Origin of the sequence: Marinilabilia salmonicolor (assembly GCF_003003035.1) — a bacterium.
Lineage (GTDB): Bacteria > Bacteroidota > Bacteroidia > Bacteroidales > Marinilabiliaceae > Marinilabilia > Marinilabilia salmonicolor_A.
The window spans coordinates 92,763-114,083 of record NZ_PVTS01000009.1; the positions used below are offsets into that span (position 1 = coordinate 92,763).

The 21,321-nt window shown below is 41.5% G+C and carries 17 protein-coding genes; 8 read left to right on the forward strand and 9 right to left on the reverse strand.

The genetic code is table 11. The annotated features are described in order from the left end of the window. Nucleotides 1–225: 225 nt before the first annotated feature. From BY457_RS10755 to BY457_RS10790, 8 genes are all read right to left on the reverse strand, one after another. A complete protein-coding gene (locus BY457_RS10755) occupies nucleotides 226–1,044 on the reverse strand; it encodes a phosphate ABC transporter ATP-binding protein (RefSeq protein ID WP_106153335.1) in 819 nt (272 codons plus the stop codon). 7 nt (nucleotides 1,045–1,051) lie between these two features. Next, nucleotides 1,052–1,906 (reverse strand): phosphate ABC transporter permease PstA, encoded by an 855-nt coding sequence (gene pstA, locus BY457_RS10760; RefSeq protein ID WP_106153336.1) that lies wholly within the window; start codon nucleotides 1,904–1,906, stop codon nucleotides 1,052–1,054. A 24-nt stretch (nucleotides 1,907–1,930) separates the two neighbouring features. Next, nucleotides 1,931–2,821 carry a phosphate ABC transporter permease subunit PstC gene (gene pstC, locus BY457_RS10765; protein WP_258176695.1) on the reverse strand — a complete coding sequence of 297 codons (891 nt, stop codon included), beginning with the start codon at nucleotides 2,819–2,821 and terminating at the stop codon, nucleotides 1,931–1,933. 172 nt (nucleotides 2,822–2,993) lie between these two features. Further along, entirely contained in the window at nucleotides 2,994–3,929 is a 936-nt protein-coding gene (locus BY457_RS10770; RefSeq protein WP_106153337.1) for a PstS family phosphate ABC transporter substrate-binding protein, read from the reverse strand. 94 nt (nucleotides 3,930–4,023) lie between these two features. After that, nucleotides 4,024–5,289 carry an alginate export family protein gene (locus tag BY457_RS10775; RefSeq protein WP_106153338.1) on the reverse strand — a complete coding sequence of 422 codons (1,266 nt, stop codon included), beginning with the start codon at nucleotides 5,287–5,289 and terminating at the stop codon, nucleotides 4,024–4,026. Nucleotides 5,290–5,442: 153 nt separating this feature from the next. Beyond that, nucleotides 5,443–6,462 (reverse strand): inorganic phosphate transporter, encoded by a 1,020-nt coding sequence (locus BY457_RS10780; RefSeq protein WP_106153339.1) that lies wholly within the window; start codon nucleotides 6,460–6,462, stop codon nucleotides 5,443–5,445. Nucleotides 6,463–6,561: 99 nt separating this feature from the next. Then, nucleotides 6,562–7,194 (reverse strand): response regulator, encoded by a 633-nt coding sequence (locus BY457_RS10785; RefSeq protein ID WP_106153340.1) that lies wholly within the window; start codon nucleotides 7,192–7,194, stop codon nucleotides 6,562–6,564. Then, complete coding sequence (locus BY457_RS10790) at nucleotides 7,191–8,126, reverse strand: sensor histidine kinase (RefSeq protein WP_106153341.1); 936 nt, start codon at nucleotides 8,124–8,126, stop codon at nucleotides 7,191–7,193. Before BY457_RS10790 ends, BY457_RS10785 begins: the two co-directional genes overlap by 4 nt. A 345-nt stretch (nucleotides 8,127–8,471) precedes the next feature. Here BY457_RS10790 and BY457_RS10795 point away from each other — a divergent pair, with 345 nt between their 5' ends. From BY457_RS10795 to BY457_RS10830, 8 genes are all read left to right on the forward strand, one after another. Then, nucleotides 8,472–9,179 carry a 4Fe-4S dicluster domain-containing protein gene (locus tag BY457_RS10795; RefSeq protein WP_106153342.1) on the forward strand — a complete coding sequence of 236 codons (708 nt, stop codon included), beginning with the start codon at nucleotides 8,472–8,474 and terminating at the stop codon, nucleotides 9,177–9,179. Further along, complete coding sequence (locus BY457_RS10800) at nucleotides 9,169–10,218, forward strand: heterodisulfide reductase-related iron-sulfur binding cluster (RefSeq protein WP_219885156.1); 1,050 nt, start codon at nucleotides 9,169–9,171, stop codon at nucleotides 10,216–10,218. Before BY457_RS10795 ends, BY457_RS10800 begins: the two co-directional genes overlap by 11 nt. Nucleotides 10,219–10,383: 165 nt before the next feature. Next, complete coding sequence (locus tag BY457_RS10805; RefSeq protein WP_106153344.1) at nucleotides 10,384–11,418, forward strand: FAD-dependent oxidoreductase; 1,035 nt, start codon at nucleotides 10,384–10,386, stop codon at nucleotides 11,416–11,418. Continuing rightward, nucleotides 11,415–11,762 (forward strand): 4Fe-4S dicluster domain-containing protein, encoded by a 348-nt coding sequence (locus BY457_RS19360; protein WP_106153345.1) that lies wholly within the window; start codon nucleotides 11,415–11,417, stop codon nucleotides 11,760–11,762. The genes BY457_RS10805 and BY457_RS19360 overlap by 4 nt, the downstream gene beginning before the upstream one ends. A gap of 5 nt (nucleotides 11,763–11,767) precedes the next feature. Next, a complete protein-coding gene (locus tag BY457_RS10815) occupies nucleotides 11,768–13,600 on the forward strand; it encodes a (Fe-S)-binding protein (protein ID WP_146130968.1) in 1,833 nt (610 codons plus the stop codon). A gap of 354 nt (nucleotides 13,601–13,954) precedes the next feature. After that, a complete protein-coding gene (locus BY457_RS10820) occupies nucleotides 13,955–15,304 on the forward strand; it encodes a voltage-gated chloride channel family protein (RefSeq protein WP_106153347.1) in 1,350 nt (449 codons plus the stop codon). Between the two features lie 341 nt (nucleotides 15,305–15,645). After that, complete coding sequence (locus BY457_RS10825) at nucleotides 15,646–17,859, forward strand: glycoside hydrolase family 3 C-terminal domain-containing protein (protein ID WP_106153348.1); 2,214 nt, start codon at nucleotides 15,646–15,648, stop codon at nucleotides 17,857–17,859. 66 nt (nucleotides 17,860–17,925) lie between these two features. Continuing rightward, the gene (locus tag BY457_RS10830) at nucleotides 17,926–20,265 is read left to right on the forward strand and encodes a glycoside hydrolase family 3 N-terminal domain-containing protein (RefSeq protein WP_106153349.1); all 2,340 of its coding nucleotides are present in this window, start codon (nucleotides 17,926–17,928) and stop codon (nucleotides 20,263–20,265) included. 102 nt (nucleotides 20,266–20,367) lie between these two features. Here BY457_RS10830 and BY457_RS10835 read toward each other — a convergent pair whose 3' ends face one another. Next, on the reverse strand, nucleotides 20,368–21,237 hold the full coding sequence (locus tag BY457_RS10835) for a pirin family protein (protein WP_106153350.1): 870 nt from the start codon (nucleotides 21,235–21,237) through the stop codon (nucleotides 20,368–20,370). Between the last annotated feature and the right edge of the window lie 84 nt (nucleotides 21,238–21,321).

A 21,321-nucleotide genomic window follows, 5' to 3' on the forward strand; every position in this document is an offset into this window, starting at 1 on the left:
GCCAGATTAATTCATAATAAATTTATTATCCTGCTCAACTGCCAGCGAAATACAAGCGTTCTCAAAATATTTGATTTGAAAATTGTTCACTTTTCCCTTTTCTGAATCTGACTGCGGGTTTTCAGTATTTCCTGGCATTGGGCATATCATGACATAAAAATCATGGAGTGAAGGTCCACGAAGTCAATTGATCAGACTAGATATTCTGAAGTGAAAAACGGTTTGTCAAAATCCATCCACAAGATATTCTTTAAGTTGAGAACTTTGTGGGTTTTTGAGTACTGCTTCCGGAGTTCCCTGTTCAATTATTTTTCCGTAGTGCATAAATACAACATTGTCGGCCAGGCGCTGCGCTTGTCTCAGAATGTGTGTTACGATCACAATTGTATAATATTTTTTTAGTTCTCGGAATCGTTCTTCAATGATTTTACTTGACACCGGATCCAGAGCAGAAGTAGGTTCATCAGCCAGAATAATTTGTGGCTTAACTGCCAATCCCCTGGCCAGACAAAGACGTTGTTGCTGACCAATGGATAAACTATCAGCAGATGAGTGAAGACGGTCTTTCACTTCTTCCCACAACCCCACTTCTTTCAGCTTTTGTTCAACGTTGTAGGCAATTAATTTTTTATCCTTCACTCCCTTCAGCTTCAGGCCATAAGCTACATTTTTAAAAATAGACACAGGCAGGGGATATGGTTTTTGTGAAAGCAGTCCCATTTTTTGTCTTAGTGCGGGGATGTTGTGATTGGAATTAAGAATATCGTCCTTTCCTATAAAGACACTCCCTGATACATCTAATTCTTTGTATAGATCGGTTAGTTTGTTAAGTGATTTCAACAATGTTGTTTTCCCACAGCCGGATGGCCCCAGTAAAACAGTAACTTTGTTTTTTGGGATTTCAAGATTGATGTTGTTAAGGATGTGGTGACTTCCCGCATGTACATTCAGGTTCTTTATGGATATTGCTGATTCTGGTTTTGTTTTCCGGATGGCTCTTGGTTCCATGAGTGTGTCGGTATTTTTTGCTGTAAGTGTGTTCATTTTCCCTTTATTTTATGTTTTCTTTTGAATAATGCTTGGCAAAATACCGGGCCGAGATGCTGATAATCAAAATGATTATAGTAAGTATAGCTGCTGCTGCATAAGCACGCTCCCTTACTGCCGGAATGGGAGAGCTGAGTTGGAAAAATATGGACAATGGTAAAGTGGCGGCAGGTTCGTCCAGATTAGTGGGAATCAGATCGGTATATCCGGCAGTAAAAAGTACGGAGGCTGCATCACCAATAGCCCTGCCAAAAGCCAAAAGGATGGCAGTAACCAATCCGGAAAACCCTTGTTTCAGAAGCACCTTAAAAGCTGTTTGTGATTTGGTGGATCCAAGGGAAAGGGCTGCTTCCTGAAGGCCTATGGGTATTGTACTGAGGGCTTCGTCAAAAGATCGGATTACAATAGGCGTAATCAAAAAGGCCACGGTTATAATACCTGCAAGTAACGAAGCGCTCATACCAAGCCATATCATTAACGTGAATCCAAAAGCACCGTAAACAATAGAGGGAACTCCCCATAGCGAATCCAGAATGTATCTGACGGTATTTTGAGTACGTTTGTAGCGGATAAGATGAGAGTTGATATAAAGGGCAGCAGGAACACCAAGGATAATGGCTATCAGTGTGGCTCCCCCTGCAATATAGAGAGAACCAACAATGGCATTTAATACCCCTCCTTCGCCGCCATAGTAATATCCTCCGGAGGGCAATTTTGTTACCATATCAAGAGTAAGGGAACTGAACCCTTTATTGAAGATGATGAAAATGATATAGCCGAGTATGCCTATCAGAGAATAGCATGCCACTCCGGTAAGTATTCTGAATACTCTTTCTTCTATAGTTTTTCGTTTCTGCATGACAGGATAATTTTGTGACTGGTTCTATACTTTTGCCGGATTGCTGGCTATTATCAGGTACCGGAATACGAGGTTGATCAGTAACACTACCACAAAGAGCACGAGTGCAGCAAACATTAGAGCCGAATCGTATAACGGAATGGAAAGCATTTCGCCGTAATTGTTGGCAATAAGTGCCGGAAGCGGGTATCCTGCTTCGAATGGATTTCCGGTAATACGGGCAATATTTCCAACGACCATCATTACCGCCAGTGTTTCTCCAAAGGCTTTGGCCATGCCCAACCCGAAAGCCGAAATAATGCCTGGCCTGCTTTTTCTGATGACAATATGCTTAATGGTTTCCCAATGAGTAGCTCCCAGTGAAAAACCTGCTTCTTTGAGACCATACGGAACCGATTTGAAAGTTTCAATCAGCATATTCAACATATATGGAATGCACATAATGGCTAAAACAATTCCTCCTGCCAAAATGGAATAACCTGACGAGTTTAACCCAAAAACCGGGGCCAGGTAGTCCCCCACGAAAGGGACTATTACCAGAATTCCCCACATGCCGTAAATCACAGAGGGAATGCCTGCCAATATGTCGATTACCGGATGCATAATCCGGATAAGGCGTGCGGAAGCAAATTCGGTAAGATAAATAGCTGCCAGTAAGCATAAAGGGGCCGAGAAAATAAATGACAAAACCGTTACATATAATGAGCTGAAAATAAATGGCCAGAAACCAAACTTTCCGCTATTGGGGGCCCAGTTATCGGAGAACAATAGATTAACTATTGAATCGGCATTCAGCAGGGGAATAGACTTGAACAGCAACGCTACTCCTATCAGGAGAGGGAAGAGGAGAATGAGTACCAGAGCTGTCAGCATCCAGTTACCGGTTATTTTTGATCGTATTTCTCTGCTATTCATTATTGAATTGATCTTGGGGTAAAATAATGGATTTTTACGCTTTTGGTAATTGTCACGTATTCTCTGATTAATTAATGTCTGTTCATAAAACACCAATTGCGAAGCAACTGGTTCTTTATGAACAGACACAGCTCTTGTTAGATATTTTTCCGACTTTATAGACGAGCACTAATTAATTGACCTGTTTCAGATAATTCTTTAGTTTGGTATCTGAAATAGGTACGTATCCGGCTGATTTTACGTAATCCTGGCCTGAAGTCAGCGTCCATTTAATAAAATCTAAAGTAGCTTGTTTTTCCGGCTTTCCTTTAGCCACAAAGTACAATTCACGGGCCGGAGGCGAGGGATAAACTCTGTCGGCAATGGCTTTTAGTGCATTGTCGAATTCTTCATAAAAGCCTTCTTCGGGGTCAATCTGACCATTTTCATTCAGGTCAATGGGAATCACTTCAATGCCGGGGTGTTTTTTGCCAGTGTTGATGTCATAGATAAAAGCTGTGTTGTTATATCCGATACCTGTTTCATCTTTGCCCACAGCTTCGGCAAGGCCCGGATCTCCATGAATCCCTACTCCTTTCAGGTCTTCCTGCTTTCCGCCCAGGTATTTGGCCCAGGTTCCGGCAGCGCCACAAGCATCAGAGCGTGTGTAAACCTGTAACTGTAAAGGTTCTGTATTCTTTAGAATCTCATTCCAGTTGGTAATGGTTCCATCAATAAATATGGCCTTAAATTCGCTTTGGGTCAATCCGCGCTGTTTTAATTGTTCGAGATACGGATGCTTGGCACTGATGGTGGGAAAAACTGCATCTTTGCAAAGCCCGACCCACCATACACCTTTGTCTTTCTCAGCCTGGGTAATTTCTCGCGAAAACATTCCCAAATCAACTGTTCCTGCAAGGGCATCCGCCATTCCTTTGCCTGCGCCACCTGCCGATATGTTAAATCGAACTTCCGGGTTTTTTTCTTTATATACCTCGGCCCACTTGATAACCAATGGGTAGAGTGCGAAAGCTCCTGAAAAGCTGAGGGTGTTTTCTTTCTCTTTTTTTGAAACACAGGCTGAAAGCAGGAGCAATAGTGTAAGACTGTATAATGCTGTTTTTTTCATGATTTCAATATTTAGTCTGGTGACAAAATTATTTGATTGCGTGATAAAATACTTCAGTCTTTTTACTTAAATATTAAGTAAGTAAAAAGACGTATTATTCAAAAATGCTGGTATCGACGGTAAGACTCACATACAAAAACTGGGGAAAAACCGGATTGCTGACTCCCTGTAATTGCTCAAAAGCATCAGTGGTCAGGTAGAATAGCCATGCCGATTTTAGAGATCCCCATTCATTAAAGTTGTATTTAAGTTCCAACTCATTTTCATATCCAAGGTATCTGTCTGTTGGCGTATTTTGGTTAGTTTCTGACAGAGAGAAAAAATGCCCGGTATTTTTTAGATTTATTTCAGGCGAAATTTTCAGATTAAGATATCCGTAGATGTCGGTCAGCCCGCCCCCATTGGTGTGTGAAGGTATGTTTCTGAAGTAATCCATGTGCCCGAAAAACCGATGACGGGCACCATACAAAACATCAAATAAGTGGTCGGTGCTTCCGTTGGCATCGTCATTGCCCGATAGATAGCTGATGCCAAGCCCCGGAGAAAGACGGCCGGTTTTAAAAGCCACATCTGCATCAAAAAGAAAAGCACTTACTTTTTGTCCTTCGCGGTTGTTTCCGTACTGGAAGTAAGCATTTGATTTTGCGTTTAATGAACTTGAGTTATAGTTGAGGTAAGCACCTGAAGTATGTCGGAAATTCAAGATGTTGGTAGTATCGGTTTCGGTTATTCCGGAAGCAATGTGCAAAAATGAGACATCAAACTTGTCAGAAAATTGATAGCCGAGCCACAAGAAGTTTAGGGATTTAATTCGGTTGGACAAATAAAGATTATCTGATGTGGTTTCTTTGAGAGAATTCCAGGAGGTTCCGGCATGCAAGTTCCATCGGTTAAGTTTCCATTTTAAAACCAAGGCATCGTAGGCCAGTCCATTTTGGTTCCAGTTGCGCTCAGCCAACAGTCTTTGGTTGTCGTAAACCAATGTCTGGCGACCTACTGAAATGCTTAATTTTTCAGAGGGCTTTAGCTCTACATATCCTTCAAATAAATCCAGTGATGCATTGTTTCCGTAAACTCCTGTTGAACTGGACAGATTTTCATCTCCCCAGACTCGTACATCCTGCGGGGAAAATTTAAGTTTCAGTTTATCCGTTTCATAAACAAATGACAGCCTCATTCTTTGGGATGCAATAACTGAAGCAATAGAACTTTCCGGAATTAATTCGCGATATCCGTTTCTCACTTCGAAGCGCGGACGGTAGTGAGCGTCAACGGTTAGCTGTGCAGTAATATTCTGCAAAGAAAGCAGAATGATGGCTAAAAAAAACCATTTTTTTCTTGCTGAAAAGAAATTGTTCATAGTTAATATAATTTGTTTTCAGCAAAAGTAGGGGGTTACGGACCTACAAAAAACAGTGTTTTTACTTAAATCCGTTTTACGTATTAACACGTATGTCTCTTGATGATAGTCTTTTATGGCAAGCTGCCGCAGGGGGCATATAACAAGATACTATTAGATCAATCCCCAGGTATCTGCTCCCCATGTTAACAAAAATGCTATGCAAAAAGCAATTAGTGGAGCTACAACCCACATAATGAAAAAACGATTTACTTCGGTTTTGAGGAATATGTTTTTGAATCCGAGCTTTGCTACACCAATGCCTATTATTGCCGCCACATTGAGTTGAATCAGAGATGTTGGAATACCTTTCAGAAGAGAGGCAGTCAGGAGTAAGGAAGCAGAAATGAAAGCAATGATGACAGCTTCTACTTTTCCGAACAGGACAATTTCTTTTCCCGTATTCTGAAGAATTTTTTTGCCAAAAATTGAGCTTCCAATTCCAAAACTCGGAGCTACAATGAGAGTAGAGAGTATAAGCACCTGCAGAAAATAGGAGTCATTTATGTTCAGTTCATTTACCGCCATCATGGCTATGGGGCCTGCAGCATTTGCCACATTGTTGGTTCCGATCGAGAAAGCCACATACATAGACATAGCGATTATACCACCTTTAAACATATAATGATCGTTGAGTTTCTTCGACATGGTATATCCTCTTTTCCTAATGGGTTTGTAGATGTATTTACCTATCAGAAAAGAAAGGCCGAAGGATAATACAGGCATAATAAACCAGGTAGGAAGAACATCATAAACCAGCTTGTGGGTATTGAGGGAGTTGAAGTAAACTGCCGGGGCAATAACTGCTAACACTGTGGCCTGACTTGTTGATTGAGGTATGCCAAACAAATTGGCTATTAAAAGAGCAAACGCTACGGAGATTAGGATTACGGAGACAATGGTGAAAGTCATCATTTCGGGATCCAACAATCCCTTGCCTATGGTATGAGCAGTGTTTTTGCCGCCTACTATTGCCCCAATGAATACCATCACCCCGAAAAGCCCGGGAATGGCGCTTTGCTTTATCAGATTCGTTCCGTATGCTGCCGAAAAAGCAGGAGCAGTACCGCTTCCTCCCATGGTGATGGCAAGAAACATAGCTATTACGAAAGGAATCAGAAAAGGGATCAGCATGATTGGTAGTTTTATGATTTGAACTTGCAAAATTCGCACAAAAACGTATGCAAAAAAACCGCATAAAGGCGTAAAACGCATACGTCTTTATGCGTAGTTTTATATTTCAAATATTTTGTTTTTTATGGCGTAAACTACCATTTGTGCTGTGTTGGAAGAATGTGTCTTGACCAAAATATTTTCACGGTGTTTGTCAATGGTTCTTTTGCTTATATTGAGCTGCTCGGCTATTGCGCTATTGGAAAGGCCTTTGCATATATTAAAGAGGACTTCTATTTCTCTTTCTGTAAGGCCGCTGTTTCTGGGACCATTTTGTTTTTTATTTATGTTCTGGATGATTCCGGATAGTATTTCTGCCGAGAAAAAATTATTTCCTTCAGCCACTTCTATAATTGCTTGTTTGACATCTTCAAGCTTTGAATTTTTCAATAGAAAACCACTGGCCCCCGCATCAATCATTCCGGTGTAATAATTTTCATTTCCGTACATGGAGAGTGCTATTACTTTCCATTCGGGGCTTTTTTGCATGCACTTTTCGGTGGCTTGAATACCATTAATGCCGGAAAGTTCGATATCCATAAGAACAATTCCAGGTTTTTGGTCTTTTATCATTTCTAAAAAGGTTTCTCCACTTTCAGCTTCACGGATTTCGGTCACAAAATCCCATTCTGAAAGCAAAAACCGCAAACCTTCTCGGAACAACTGGTGATCATCTACAATGTACAGAATCATAGTGGTATATTAATTTTCATATAGAATCCATTATTTTTTTTACTGAAAATATTCACTTTGCCATCGAGCGACTTTACTCTTGAGCTGATGTTGGCCAACCCGTTTCCGGTTGCTTTGGTCTCAGGATCAAATCCATAACCATTGTCACTATAATGTATCTCGAGTTTTCGTAAATGATGAAAAACTCCAACAGTTATTTTTGAAGCCTTTGCATGTTTGAGCGTGTTGTTGATGAGCTCGCAAATAATACGATAAATTATGACTTCCGTATTTTTTGAAAGTTCTTTGGGGATGGAATATTTTTCAAGCTCTAAAACAGGTTTTTGCGAAACGGCTATGGAATTGTAAAATGAGAGAAGGGCCTTTTTGAGGCCAAAAGCTTCCAGCAGATGAGGACTCAGATTGTTAGATATCTCTCTGACTGCAGTAACAGCATGGTCTATAGAAGTTTCTGTTCTGCTAACGATTAGTTTGTTCTTTTGGCCAATGTTTTCCTTATCGATAGCTGAGAATGCCATTTTTATTGAAGAGAGAATAGGTCCCAGTCCATCATGCAGCTCCCTGGAAAATAAAGCCCGCTCTTTTTCCTCTGTATTAATAATGGCTGATAACACCTTTGCTTCACTTTGTTTTCTCAGTTTATCTATTTCTTCCTGAAGGTTGAAAATTCGTCTGATGTAGAACGAGGCAATAAACATAAGCAGAGAAATGATAACAGCTGTCCAACTGTTAAAGTAATCTACCCGCGTTGGCTCAGGAGTTGCAGCAAAAGTCATTAATTCGTTTCCCCGACGTATGGCCATTAGAAAAAATGCAATGGAAATACTTATCCAGGAAACATTAAAACGTGTTTTCTTGATGAGTCCAAGTGTTTTGAAGAATGCTCCAAACTGGAGGAGAACGGATAATAAAAGTGCCGTCTGAATAATCATGGTGTAAGTATTAAAAGATGCATCTTCAAGTTTAATGACAGGTATTAGAATTAATACTCCGTTATACTTTTACAAATAGTTGATAAATAATCAGTTGTAAAACCAGGGCGGCAAACAGCAACTCTCTCATAATAAATGCTTTGCGTCATTGCGCCTCTGCGTTTAAGCTTTTTTTAACGGACTATTGAGAATAATAAAATGCTTAAAAACTGGTGAAAAAATAAGTTTTTTCCTTTAAGAAAGTTCGCTGAAGCATTGATTTTTTTCAAATTACGTCTTTTAACGTATTGTTGAATATGTGTTTTGACGGTTTTACCATTCAATTGAAAGACTCAAATTTGCATTATGAGAACAATGATGCAAAAATTAAGGGAAGATGTTCGTCTGAAAGAGGGGCTTAATGCATGTATGGGCTGTGGAATTTGTACTGCTGTATGCCCTGCTGCAGAATATTTCGAGTACGATCCGAGAAGCATTGTGGTAACTGTGCAATCGGGTAATGAGGAGAAAATCCGGAAACTCATCGAAAGTGATACCATCTGGATGTGCGGTCAATGTATGTCTTGTAAACCCAGATGTCCGCGAAATAATTGCCCGGGTTTGATTATTAGTGTTTTGCGCAGGGTGTCCCAAGAGACCGGGGCATTTGTGAAAAGTCGTCTGGGCCGTCAGCAATATCTTATTCTAAAAACCATTGGCACTAACATTCTGGAAACAGGATATTGCGTTTATCCGGCATCAGTTGTACCTGAAACTCACCCCGAACAAGGGGATGTTTGGAAATGGATATATGACAACAAGGAGGCAGTCTATGAGCGTGTAGGGGCTAATCTTGACAAGGAAGGGCCCGGGGCTATGCGGAAAATTGGGCGTGAAAATTTAGATGAACTGGAACGCGTTTTTGCCGAAAGTGGTGGTCAGACTCTTTTTACTTCAATCGTTGAATATAGCCGGGCTTATGCCAAAGAATCAGGTTTTGTAGATGCTAACGGACAACCAGATATGGAAAAATATACCGATTTTTTACTCAATGAAGATAACGATGAAAAATAGTCAGGTGAATGTAACTAAGGAAATAGCAGATGACAACTATTTTTATTTGCGGAGTTGCATCCGTCAGAATTTTTTTCCCGGAGCCGAGAATGTTTTTCTCGATATTCTGAAAAATAAGCTAGGTAAAAACATCATTGACAATGCGAACCACACATCTTGTACTGGCATAGGTTATCATTCTGATATAGTGCCTTATGAGACTTATCAGACTATGGTTGCCCGGCAATTTGCCCTTATGACTGAGCATGGCTTTAGAAATGCAGCTGTTTCCTGTATTACTTCCTATGGAGGCTATCATGAAGTACTTGAAACCTGGAAAGAATTTCCGGAAGAGGAGGCCAAGGCCCGTAAGAACCTAAAAAATGCCACCGGACGGTGTTTTGAAATTCCGGAGAATATTTCTCATTCGTGTGATATTATTTATAGGTTCAGACATGACATTGCTGAGCTTGCCAAATACAAATTAATCAATAAACAGACTGGTAAACCGCTCCGAATCGTGGACCACATCGGGTGTCATTATGCAAAGATTTTTCCCGACAAGGGGGTTGGAGGGGCCGAGAAAAATACGGTTTTGTCGGCTGTTGTGGAAGCCTGGGGCGGTGAGTCAGTCGATTATCCGGAGCGTCGTCACTGTTGCGGCTTTGGATTTAGACATTACTTGGTGAAAAATAACCGAAGTTATTCCATTTCCAATTCAAAAAAGAAATTTGAAAGTATGGAGCCTTATTGCCCGGATATGATAGTTACCAACTGTCCCGGTTGCAACATGTTTCTGGACAAGTGGCAGTATGCCCTGGCTAAAATTGAAGGGAAAACATACAGTGGTGATAAAAATGGAATTCCCGTTTTGTCTTCTGAGGAATTGGCTGCTCTGGTTCTGGGCTATAATCCCTGGGATATCGGATTGCAAATGCATCAGGTTGATGTTGAACCTTTACTTGAGAAAATTGGGTTTGATTATAATCCTGATGAAAAGTATCTCGATGCAAACGGAAATTTTATGGGAAAACCTGAGTTTATTGGGTGTCTGGATTGATTAATATAAGAATTGTTAGGCTATATGAAATGGGTAAAAAGATCCATTTCTGTGTTGTTCGTATTTTTTGTGTTAAGAGACTGATTGGTAAATTTAAATGTTGTTTTTTAGTTGTGTCTGCCCTCACTTTTGTTAGAAAAAAACTATAACAACCGATTGCAATTTATGATTGATAAAAAACATATTGCCATTATAGGGGGCGGTATCGCCGGGCAAGAGGCTGCGTCCGTTTTGACAGGACTCGGGTATAAAGTCACGATTTTGGAAAAGAATGAAAGAATGGGAGGTATGCTCAATAAATGGAGTAAACTTTTTCCTGATTTTTCATCTTCACAACTGGTTTTAGATGCCGTGAAGGTTGCCACAGATAAGAACCTGAATGTGATTTGTAATGCTGATATTTTTTCTGTTCAAAAAGAAAACGGCCGGTTTAAATTATCGGATAATTCCAGCCTGGACGTTTATGCAGATGCGGTGATAATGTCAACGGGGTATAATTTATTTGATGCGACACTGAAAGAAGAATACGGATACGGTGTTTTTGAAAATGTAATAACATCGGCTGATTTTGAAAAAGTACATAAGTCGGGCGAGAAGCTGACCACTGCTGACGGGAAGGCTCCCCGGCGGGTTGCTTTTATTCATTGTGTCGGATCCCGTGATGCAAAGACGGGCAATACTTATTGTTCCAAAGTATGTTGTATTACCGGCGTTAAACAGGCTATTGAAGTTACTCAGATGTGGCCGGAATGTGAAGTCTTCAATTTTTATATGGATTTGCGTTTGTACGGCTCTAAATATGATGCTCTTTATCTGGAGGCTCAAAAACATCACAAAATTCAGTTTATTCGGGGACGATTGTCTGAAGTGTCAGAGAGACAGGGTAAAGAACTTCAGCTAAAAGCCGAAGATACACTTCAGGGGCGACCTTTGAGAATGAAAACGGATATAGTAGTCTTGTTGATTGGAATGGAGGCCTGCAAACAAAACGAGGATCTGTGCCGGGATAATGCTTTGGAACTTGATGAAAACCGGTTTTTTAAATCGAAGAATATTTATAATCATCGGAATAGTAGTACGCAGTCCGGGGTTTTTCTGGCCGGAAGCTGCATTTGTCCTATGTCCGTAAATGAAAGTCTCGAAAGTGCCCGGTCGGCTGCAATGTTAGTCGATAAATCATTAAAAGTACAGGAGAGATGAGCCAATTTGATTTTTTGCAGCCAAAATCACGACAGATTGAAATAGAACAATTTGACGACCGGATTTTGACTTATGTGCTTGAAAGAGAACAGTCTTTTTTGACGTGTATATCATGTGGGGGATGTACGGCTACATGTAGTGCAGGAAATCTCACGAGTTTCAATGTTCGGAAAATAGGACTTTCTCTCAGACGTGGCAATATAAACGACCTGTCCGACGAAGTCCAGAAATGTATGTTTTGCGGAAAGTGCACGCTTGTTTGTCCGCGCGATATCAATATTCGCAATGTAGTGTTGTTGATTAAAAAAGGCATTGCCCAACTTGAAACTGAAAAAACATTATAGAACCAGTGGAAAATATTATCAGCATACCTTTTCTTATTGGGATAGGCTATCTTTTTGTGGTATTGACTTTCCGATGCATTAAATGGATTGTGGGTCTTTCTAAGTTTGATAAGATTCGTCTTTTTAAGTCGATTAGAAGCAGGCGCTTGTTTCAATCCATAAAAGAGACGTTTATGGAAGCATTGTTGCACAGAAAGATATTTCGCAAAAATCCGGTTTTAGGCTATATGCACATGAGTCTGGCCTTTGGCTGGTTTCTTCTTATTGTCGTAGGGCATTTGGAAACTATGATTGCAGAACATTCTTTGTTTGTCCCCTTTCATAAGGCTGTGTTTTTTAGGTATTACGAAGGTTTCGATGAATTTTTCCTTTCCGGATTGTTTTCTTTTTTAATGGATTTTCTATTGCTTTTTGTGTTGTCGGGCTTAATGTTTGCCATCGTAAAACGCTTCAGAAAGAAATTGTTTGGGCTCAGACGAACCACTCATTTAAAATCGGGTGATAAGATTGCATTGACGTCCCTTTGGTTGATATTTCCCTTGCGTCTTTTGGCCGAGAGCACATCAGCCGCTGTTTACCACAACGGTGGATTTTTGACCTCAGGGGTGGGGGCGGCAATTGACTTTATCGGAAATCCTGCAATCTTCTATTACCCTTTGTGGATGGCTTATTCACTGTCGCTTGGGTTCTTTTTTGTTGCTTTGCCCAATAGCCGGTATATGCACATCCCCACCGAGGTAGTTTTTATTTTTCTTCGTGTTGCGGGCATCAGGCTGAAGAAGCAAAACGATTCCTATACTGATGTACAGGTTTTTTCCTGTTCCCGCTGCGGTATTTGTCTGGATAAATGTCAGCTTTCAGTAGCAGGAATTGATGATTCCCAGTCGGTTTATTTGTTAAAAAATATCCGGAATAAAAACCTGAGCGACGAGAAGCTCTTTAACTGTCTGATGTGTGGAAGATGCCAGGTAGATTGTCCGGTGGGAATTGAAACGATTGAATTGAGAACCGTTCAGCGTATTGAATCTACTCGGGAATATAATTCATCGTACGATTATCTGATTCAGGAAGTCGCTACGAAGGCTGATGTGGTTTATTTTGCGGGCTGTATGACTCACCTCACGCCGCGGGTTATTTCTTCCATGAAAAAGATATTCGCTACAGCAGAAGAGGATGTCTGGTTTATGGATGAAGTAAAAGCCCCCTGTTGTGGGCGACCACTGATGCTTGCCGGACAATACGAAGCTGCCAGGAAGTTAATAGAAAACAACAGCAGGATGATTCTGGACTCTGGCGCTCATACGTTGGTTGTTTCATGCCCTATTTGTTACAAGGTATTTAAGGAGGATTATAAGTTGCCGGATGTGGAAGTCGTTTTTCACGCGCAATATATTTACGATTTAATCCATTCTGGAAAACTTTCTGTCGACACCAGTAACCAAAGGATGGTCTATCACGATCCATGTGAATTGGGACGTGGTATGGGGATGTATGAGACTCCACGCAAATTGTTGGGGCGTATTGGGGAAGTTGTCCACATGAAAGATGAAAAGGAATATGCTTTTTGTTGTGGGGGAAGTCTTGGGAATTTGAAAATTAGTGAAGATAAAAGAAAATTGTTGCGCGATCAGGCCCTTGTTACCTATGAAGGGTTTTCTCCGGATATATTGGTTACTGCTTGTCCCAAATGCAAAAAGACTTTTGCTGCTGGCAGGAAATTAAAGGTCTTCGATTTGGCAGAAATTGTGGCTGGTGCTATTTGTGTAGATTCTTTATCGAAGGAAAAAGAAATTTTGGAAAAGCAAGAGGCTGATTGTTATGCTGTTGAAGGCCTTTAAAGTGATTCGTTTATTGTGAAGTAGTCTGTTCTTTTTTAAGGCAGTACTATCAGCACAATACCTTAAGTTAATTATATTCAAAGAAAAGTATTGTCGTCAAAAGTTTATTGGGTATTTTTGTATAATCATTATTGTAATAACCAACCAATCCTGCATTTTTCATATATGAACTTTGGTGGAGTTCGAATATTGTTGTAAAACAAGAGTGATTACTAAATCAGAATAGAGAATCCTTCGCTATTTGCGATTTTAATTGTTTGCTCTTGTTGGTGTTTCCATTTTCTTGGGTGTCTTTTTGCATAAAGTCATGAATAGAGCAGGATAAATTTGGTGGTTTTAGTTTTAAGGGAAAAGATGATTAATAATATCCGGCATTCCTTCGATCAATATAGAATTCTTAAATATGTGGTCAAGTGGTTTATTTTGGCCATACCGGTGGCTGTTGTCTCAGGCTCCCTGGTAGCATTGTTCCTTTTTTTGCTTGAAAAAGCTACCCATCTACGTTGGGAGCATGAATGGCTGATCTATCTGTTGCCAGTTGCCGGGATACTTATTGTTGCACTTTATCGGTTTAAGGGGAAGAATGCTGAAGCCGGAAACAATCTGGTGATGGATGAGATTCACAAACCGGGAGGGGGCATTCCTGTTCGAATGGCTCCTTTTGTGCTGATTACAACGGTTGTTACGCACTTATTTGGCGGGTCAGCGGGACGTGAGGGGACTGCCATTCAGATTGGTGGGAGTATGGCCCACTGGTTGGGTAAAATTTTCAAATTGAATCAGGCTGATTTCCGGATTTTGTTAATCTCAGGGATGGCTGCGGGTTTTGGCGGGGTGTTTGGTACTCCCGTAGCCGGAACCATTTTTGCACTTGAAGTAATGGCTATCGGACGTATAAAGTATGATGCATTGCTGCCTGCTTTTTTTGCCTCGGTGATGTCACATATCGTCTGTACCGCTTATGGCATTACACATACACACTATCAGATTGATTTTCATGAGACTGTTGCATCCGGATCTTCCTTTCTGCATTTTGATTTATCTCTCTTATTCTGGGTGATGCTGGCCGGTGTCTTTTTCGGATTGGCAAGTTTTGGTTTCTCTGAATTGTCTCACCAGATAAAACATTTTGCCAACAAGTATATTCAAAAGAAGTTTTTAATTCCGGTGGTTGGAGCTGCCCTTGTTTTGGGAATCTCATTTTTGTTGGGAACGCGCGACTATCTTGGATTGGGTGTTTATTCTGCCGACGGGGAGGGTGTTTCCATTGTTAATTCATTTAAAGCCGGAGGTGCCGATACCTTCAGTTGGCTTTGGAAGCTTCTGCTGACAGCCATCACCCTGAGTACCGGATTTAAAGGTGGAGAGGTAACTCCTTTGTTTTTTATCGGAGCTACCTTGGGCAATACCATTGCCATGGTAACAGGGAATCCGGTTCCGTTGTTTGCTGCCATTGGGTTTATTGCTGTTTTCGCCGGCGCTACGAACACTCCACTGGCCTGCACCATAATGGGAGTGGAGTTGTTTGGAGGTGAGCACATTCTTTATTTTGCCGTGGCTACCTTTGTGGCCTATTATTTCAGTGGGCACTCCGGAATTTACAGTTCGCAAAGAATAGATGTTTCCAAGGGAGATATTGATTCTTCCATTGAACGGGGTAGTACCTTAAAGAGTGCCCGAAAGAGTAAAGAGAACCGACAGTAATGATATTGCCTGAAAGAATTGGTGATAAATGCGGGTGTTGCGAGCTTCTTTTAGTCAGTGGGAAGCAATCTTAATTTGTAAAGCGGACACCAATGGTTGTCAATAAGGAAACCTTGATTTAATTGATGTTTTAGTCTCTATTTTTTCTACTTTTTTCTGATCTGAGCGTATTCTTTTTGTAAGTTTTAATGTGCTTTAGGATAGTGTTTTAGTTGATTGTGAAGTGGGTTTGAGAAGGATCAAATCTCTCTGAATAACTACTTTTTGGGCCTGAACTATTTTTCTTCGTACATTTCCCTTTATCTTGCCAAACACAAAAACACATACAAATAAAAACTACTATGAAAACTATTAAACTGGTATCTCTTATGCTTCTGTTTGCTATTGCTGCAAGTGGTCAGGAGAAAAAAGCCATCTATCTTGACGAAAACCAACCCATTGAGGAACGCGTGGAAGATGCGCTTTCACGTATGACACTGGATGAAAAAATTGCCATTATTCATGCGCAATCGAAATTTAGTTCACCCGGAGTCGCCCGACTGGGAATTCCTGAGCTGTGGATGACTGACGGTCCGCACGGCATTCGTCCCGAGGTGCTTTGGGATGAATGGGAACAGGCCGGCTGGACCAACGACTCCTGTATTGCATTTCCGGCACTTACGTGTCTTGCTTCAACCTGGAATGAGGATTTATCGTTGCTGTATGGACAATCAATTGGCGAAGAAGCCCGTTACCGTGAAAAAGATGTATTGTTGGGACCCGGAATAAACATTTACCGTTCACCGCTCAATGGTCGAAACTTTGAATATATGGGTGAAGATCCTTATCTGGCCTCAAAAATGGTCGTTCCTTACATCAAGGGAGTTCAGCAAAATGGAGTTGCCGCCTGTGTAAAACATTATGCTTTGAACAATCAGGAAACTGATCGTCATACCATTAATGTCAATGTGGATGATCGTGCTTTGTACGAAATATACCTTCCCGCTTTTAAAGCTGCTGTTCAGGAAGGAGACGCCTGGGCCATTATGGGCTCTTACAACCGTTATCAAAATCAGCAGGGATGTCACAATGAGCGCCTGCTTGTTGAAATTCTCCGCAATGAATGGGGCTTCGATGGTGCCGTGGTTTCTGACTGGGGTGGTGTGCACAATACCATGGAGGCCATTAAGAACGGGCTGGATCTTGAGTTTGGTACATGGACAGATGGATTGACCATGGGAGCTACCAACTCTTACGACAATTATCATCTTGCAAATCCTTACCGCGATTTGATTAAAATGGGAGAGGTTGGAACCGAAGAACTGGATCAAAAAGTTCGCAATGTATTACGTCTGAATTTCCGTACAGCCATGAACCGCAATAAACCCTGGGGGTCAATGGGAAGTCCTGCACATGCTGCTGCTGCAAAGAAAATTGCTGAAGAGGGAATTGTTTTACTGAAAAATGATAAAAACACCCTGCCTATCGACTTAAATAAAACCGATAAAATTGCTGTTATTGGAGAGAATGCTATTAAAATGATGACCGTGGGTGGAGGAAGTTCTTCGCTGAAGGCTTTATATGAAATTTCTCCATTGGATGGTATCAGAAATCGTGTAGGCGATGCTGCAGAGGTCGTTTATGCACGCGGATATGTGGGAGATGCCAGCGGGAGCTACAACGGGGTGGTTACCGGGCAGGATTTAGAGGATGATCGTTCGTCTGAGGAATTGACTCAAGAAGCCCTTGAGGTTGCTAAAGACGCTGACGTGGTGATCTTTGTCGGAGGTCTGAATAAGAGCCAGAATCAGGATAGTGAAGGCGCCGACCGCCTGAGCCTGGATTTGCCATACAATCAGGATGAATTGATTCAAAAACTGGCTGTTACGAATAAAAATCTGGTGGTTGTAAACATTTCAGGAAATGCAGTGGCCATGCCCTGGGTAAATGAAGTTCCGGCTATAGTACAGGGATGGTTCCTGGGCTCAGAGACCGGAAATGCTTTGGCTTCAGTATTGGTTGGTGATGCTAATCCTTCAGGTAAACTGCCTTTTACTTTCCCTGTGGAACTGACGGACAATTCGGCTCATTCTATTGGTGAATTTCCCGGAGAAGGCGGGCAGGTGCATTACAAAGAGAGCATTTTCGTGGGATACAGATGGCAAGAGAAGGAAAACATTGAACCACTTTTTAGCTTCGGGCATGGATTGAGTTATACTACTTTTAAATATGGAAAAGTTTCTGCTGATAAAAACGAGATGACTCCTGATGGAAAAATAACTTTCACTGTAGATGTAACAAATTCCGGTAAACGCCAAGGAGCTGAAATTGTGCAGTTGTATATCCGTGATGTGAAATCTTCTTTGCCTCGTCCCGTGAAGGAGTTGAAAGCCTTTGAGAAGGTAACTTTGCAACCCGGAGAAACAAAAACTGTTACTTTCACCATCGATAAATCTGCTCTGAGCTTTTTCGATGCTGAAAAGCACGAGTGGATTGCGGAATCAGGTGATTTTGAAGCTATTGTTGGGGCTTCGGCGTCTGATGTTAAAGGGAAAACAGCGTTTGTATTGAAGTAAAATATCATCGATAATTTAATCATTGGTGTTATATTTACACACTCAAACTAAAAAACTAATAAAACCATGAAACGAATTTTAATTCTATTGCTTGCTGTAGTGTTTTTACAGGCTTGCACAACCTCCGCTCAGAAGGGTGCAGAACCTGCTATTGCGCAAGATGCAGAGATTGAGAAAAAAGTGGAGGCATTGCTTAGTGAAATGACTCTCGAAGAGAAAATCGGGCAAATGACCCAATTGACCATTGACGTGTTGGGCGTTCCCGGTTCTGCTTATCAGGGTGACTTCCAGATTAGCGAAGCTATGTTGGATACCGTTATCGGAATATATAAGGTCGGATCTATTCTCAATACTCCCGGAACAACTGCTCAGACTCGTGAAAAGTGGCATGAGATCATCAGTAAAATTCAGGATAAATCCATGGAGGTGATGGGAATTCCTACCCTTTATGGTCTCGATCAGATTCACGGATCTACCTATATTTTAGATGGAACCATGTTCCCTCAGACACTGAATATGGGAGCTACCTTTAACCGGTCATTGGTTCGCAGAGGCGGAGAAATCACAGCTTACGAAACCAAAGCAGGTAGTGTACCCTGGACTTTTGCGCCAACGGTTGACCTTGGTCGCGATGCCCGCTGGCCACGTATGTGGGAGAATTTTGGTGAAGATGCTTATGTCAATGCAGAAATGGGACGTGAAGCCGTGCTTGGCCATCAGGGTGAAAACCCCAATGAGATTGGTAAGGAACAGATTGCTGTTTGTATGAAACATTATATGGGATATGGTGCTCCTTTTTCAGGAAAGGACCGTACGCCCTCTATTATCAGTGAACGTCAGTTGCGTGAGAAGCATTTTGCTCCTTTTTTGGAGGCCATCCGCGCCGGAGCTTTATCTGTAATGGGTAATTCCGGTTCTGTAAACGGTATGCCGGTGCATGCCAGTCATGAACTCCTCACAGAGTGGTTGAAGGAGGATCTGAACTGGGATGGAATGATTGTGACTGATTGGGCTGATATCAACAACCTCTACACCAGGGAGAAAATTGCCAAAGATAAAAAAGAAGCCATCAAACTGGCGATCAATGCCGGCATTGATATGGCTATGGAACCTTACAGCTGGGATTACTGCGTGTTGTTGAAAGAGTTGGTGGAAGAAGGAGAAGTGAAAATGAGCCGCATTGATGATGCTGTTCGTCGTGTATTGCGCATGAAGTATCGTTTGGGGCTTTTTGAAACTCCTGTTTACGAGGTGGAGGATTTCCCCTTGTTTGGTGGAGAAGAGTTTGGAAAAGCTGCTTTGCAGGCTGCCGAAGAGTCAATTGTGTTGCTTAAAAACGAGAAAGATGTTTTGCCTTTGGCGGACGAAAAGAAAATTCTGGTTACCGGTCCTAATGCCAATTCTATGCGTACCTTGAATGGCGGATGGTCATATACATGGCAGGGTACAGGTGCTGATAAATTTGCTGCCAAACACAATACCATCCAGGAGGCTTTTAAAGCTAAATTTGGAAGCAATAATGTGGTTTATGAACCCGGTGTAACTTACAATAATGATGGTCAGTACTGGGAAGAGAATGAGCCTGAAATTGAAAAGGCTGTTGCTGCTGCCCGCGGGGTAGATGTGATTTTTGCCTGTATTGGTGAGAACTCTTATTGCGAGACTCCCGGGAATCTGACTGATCTTACTTTGTCTGAAAATCAGCGCAATCTTGTTAAAGCCCTTAGCAAAACAGGTAAGCCAATTGTGTTGGTAATCAACAGTGGTCGCCCCCGTGTTATTAGTGACATTGAGCCATTGGCTGATGCTGTGATAGATGTGATGCTGCCCGGTAATTTTGGTGGTGATGCCCTCGCCAACCTGGTTAGTGGTGATGTGAATTTCAGTGGTAAGCTTCCATTTTCATATCCCAAAGCCGTTAATTCTTTGGGTAGCTATGATTACAAGCCTAGCGAGCAAACCGGAACCATGGAAGGTGCCTACAACTACAACTCTCAGATGTCATTTCAATGGGCATTTGGTTATGGTTTGAGCTACACCGATTTCGATTACAGCAATCTATCAGTTGATAAATCTTCCTTTACTGCCGGAGATGAGCTGACATTTACTGTGGATGTGACCAATACCGGTGATGTTGCAGGTAAAGAAAGTGTACTGCTGTTTAGCAGCGATCTGGTGGCTTCATTGACGCCTGATGTACGCCGTCTGCGCAATTTTGAAAAAGTAGAAATTCAACCCGGAGAAACAAAAACGGTTACTATGACTCTTAAAGGTTCGGACCTTGCTTTTGTGGGGTCTGACGGAAAGTGGGTTCTGGAAGAAGGAGATTTCAAAGTTCAGGTTGGCGATGAAGTCCTGGACATTGTTTGTGCCGAGACTAAAAAATGGGAAACTCCCAATATTTAATAAGATTGCACAATATGAGATAAAAACGGGATTGTCCATTCGGGCACTCCCGTTTTTTTTGAGAGAGAAATGATCTGGAATCTGATTTGTTTTTATTTCTTTCTAACCGGGATAGGGAATAAACTCTGTTTCTCCCGGTACCCTTGGGAAAACTTGTTTTATCCACTCTTCTTTGGCTTGCTTTAATCGGTCTTTACTCGAGGAGACAAAATTCCAGTCGATGTAATGTTCTTCCGGGAGGGGAGTGCCGCCAAAAATGTAAACAGTTGAATTTTCTCCCATTTCAAATTCACAAACACTGCTGTCTTTTGCAATTAATAATTGTTTGGACTCGTATGCTTGCCCTTCGCTTTTGATACCTCCTTTCAGAATATAGATACCGCTTTCGCCATACAAATCTTTGCCAGGTGAGACTTTTTGAGGATATTTGCTTTTGATTTCTACCATGTAGAGATTGCTAAAAGCCGGCACGGGTGATTTTTGTCCAAATGCTTCTCCTGCAATCAGTCTGAATTGTAACCCATCTTGTTCCCATTCCGGTATTTTATCTGCTTCGATGTGTGTAAAAGATGGTTCGATTTCCTCCTCCTCTTTTGGCAAAGCTACCCATATTTGCAGTCCGTGGAGACTCTTGTGTTCGTTACGCAGATTGTCAGGGGTTCGTTCGGAATGTACGACACCTTTCCCTGCGGTCATCCAATTGACTGCCCCCGGTTTTATTTCAACTTCATTTCCTAAGCTGTCGCGGTGCATGATGGCACCTTCGAAGAGGTAGGTAAGGGTGGAAAGTCCGATGTGTGGATGGGGTAATACATCCAGATTTTGGTTCTCATTCATTTTGGCTGGTCCCATGTGGTCTATAAATACGAATGGACCTACAGCTCGTTTCCGGCGAAAGGGAAGGAGTCTTCCTACTAAAAAGTTGCCTATGTCTGCTGCTCTTTCTTCTATAATCAGGTTATTTACTGACATAATGTTTTTGTTCTAAAAGATTTTATGAGTTCTGAAGATAGTAATTTGTTTGTTAAAAAAACAAAAATTCATAAATAGATGTTG

Bases quoted from the DNA above. Each gene is read 5' to 3' on its own strand.
- BY457_RS10755 (WP_106153335.1), bottom strand. From the start codon at position 1,044: ATGAACACACTTACAGCAAAAAATACCGACACACTCATGGAACCAAGA.
- pstA (WP_106153336.1), bottom strand. From the start codon at position 1,906: ATGCAGAAACGAAAAACTATAGAAGAAAGAGTATTCAGAATACTTACC.
- pstC (WP_258176695.1), bottom strand. From the start codon at position 2,821: ATGAATAGCAGAGAAATACGATCAAAAATAACCGGTAACTGGATGCTG.
- BY457_RS10770 (WP_106153337.1), bottom strand. From the start codon at position 3,929: ATGAAAAAAACAGCATTATACAGTCTTACACTATTGCTCCTGCTTTCA.
- BY457_RS10775 (WP_106153338.1), bottom strand. From the start codon at position 5,289: ATGAACAATTTCTTTTCAGCAAGAAAAAAATGGTTTTTTTTAGCCATC.
- BY457_RS10780 (WP_106153339.1), bottom strand. From the start codon at position 6,462: ATGCTGATCCCTTTTCTGATTCCTTTCGTAATAGCTATGTTTCTTGCC.
- BY457_RS10785 (WP_106153340.1), bottom strand. From the start codon at position 7,194: ATGATTCTGTACATTGTAGATGATCACCAGTTGTTCCGAGAAGGTTTG.
- BY457_RS10790 (WP_106153341.1), bottom strand. From the start codon at position 8,126: ATGATTATTCAGACGGCACTTTTATTATCCGTTCTCCTCCAGTTTGGA.
- BY457_RS10795 (WP_106153342.1), top strand. From the start codon at position 8,472: ATGAGAACAATGATGCAAAAATTAAGGGAAGATGTTCGTCTGAAAGAG.
- BY457_RS10800 (WP_219885156.1), top strand. From the start codon at position 9,169: ATGAAAAATAGTCAGGTGAATGTAACTAAGGAAATAGCAGATGACAAC.
- BY457_RS10805 (WP_106153344.1), top strand. From the start codon at position 10,384: ATGATTGATAAAAAACATATTGCCATTATAGGGGGCGGTATCGCCGGG.
- BY457_RS19360 (WP_106153345.1), top strand. From the start codon at position 11,415: ATGAGCCAATTTGATTTTTTGCAGCCAAAATCACGACAGATTGAAATA.
- BY457_RS10820 (WP_106153347.1), top strand. From the start codon at position 13,955: ATGATTAATAATATCCGGCATTCCTTCGATCAATATAGAATTCTTAAA.
- BY457_RS10825 (WP_106153348.1), top strand. From the start codon at position 15,646: ATGAAAACTATTAAACTGGTATCTCTTATGCTTCTGTTTGCTATTGCT.
- BY457_RS10830 (WP_106153349.1), top strand. From the start codon at position 17,926: ATGAAACGAATTTTAATTCTATTGCTTGCTGTAGTGTTTTTACAGGCT.
- BY457_RS10835 (WP_106153350.1), bottom strand. From the start codon at position 21,237: ATGTCAGTAAATAACCTGATTATAGAAGAAAGAGCAGCAGACATAGGC.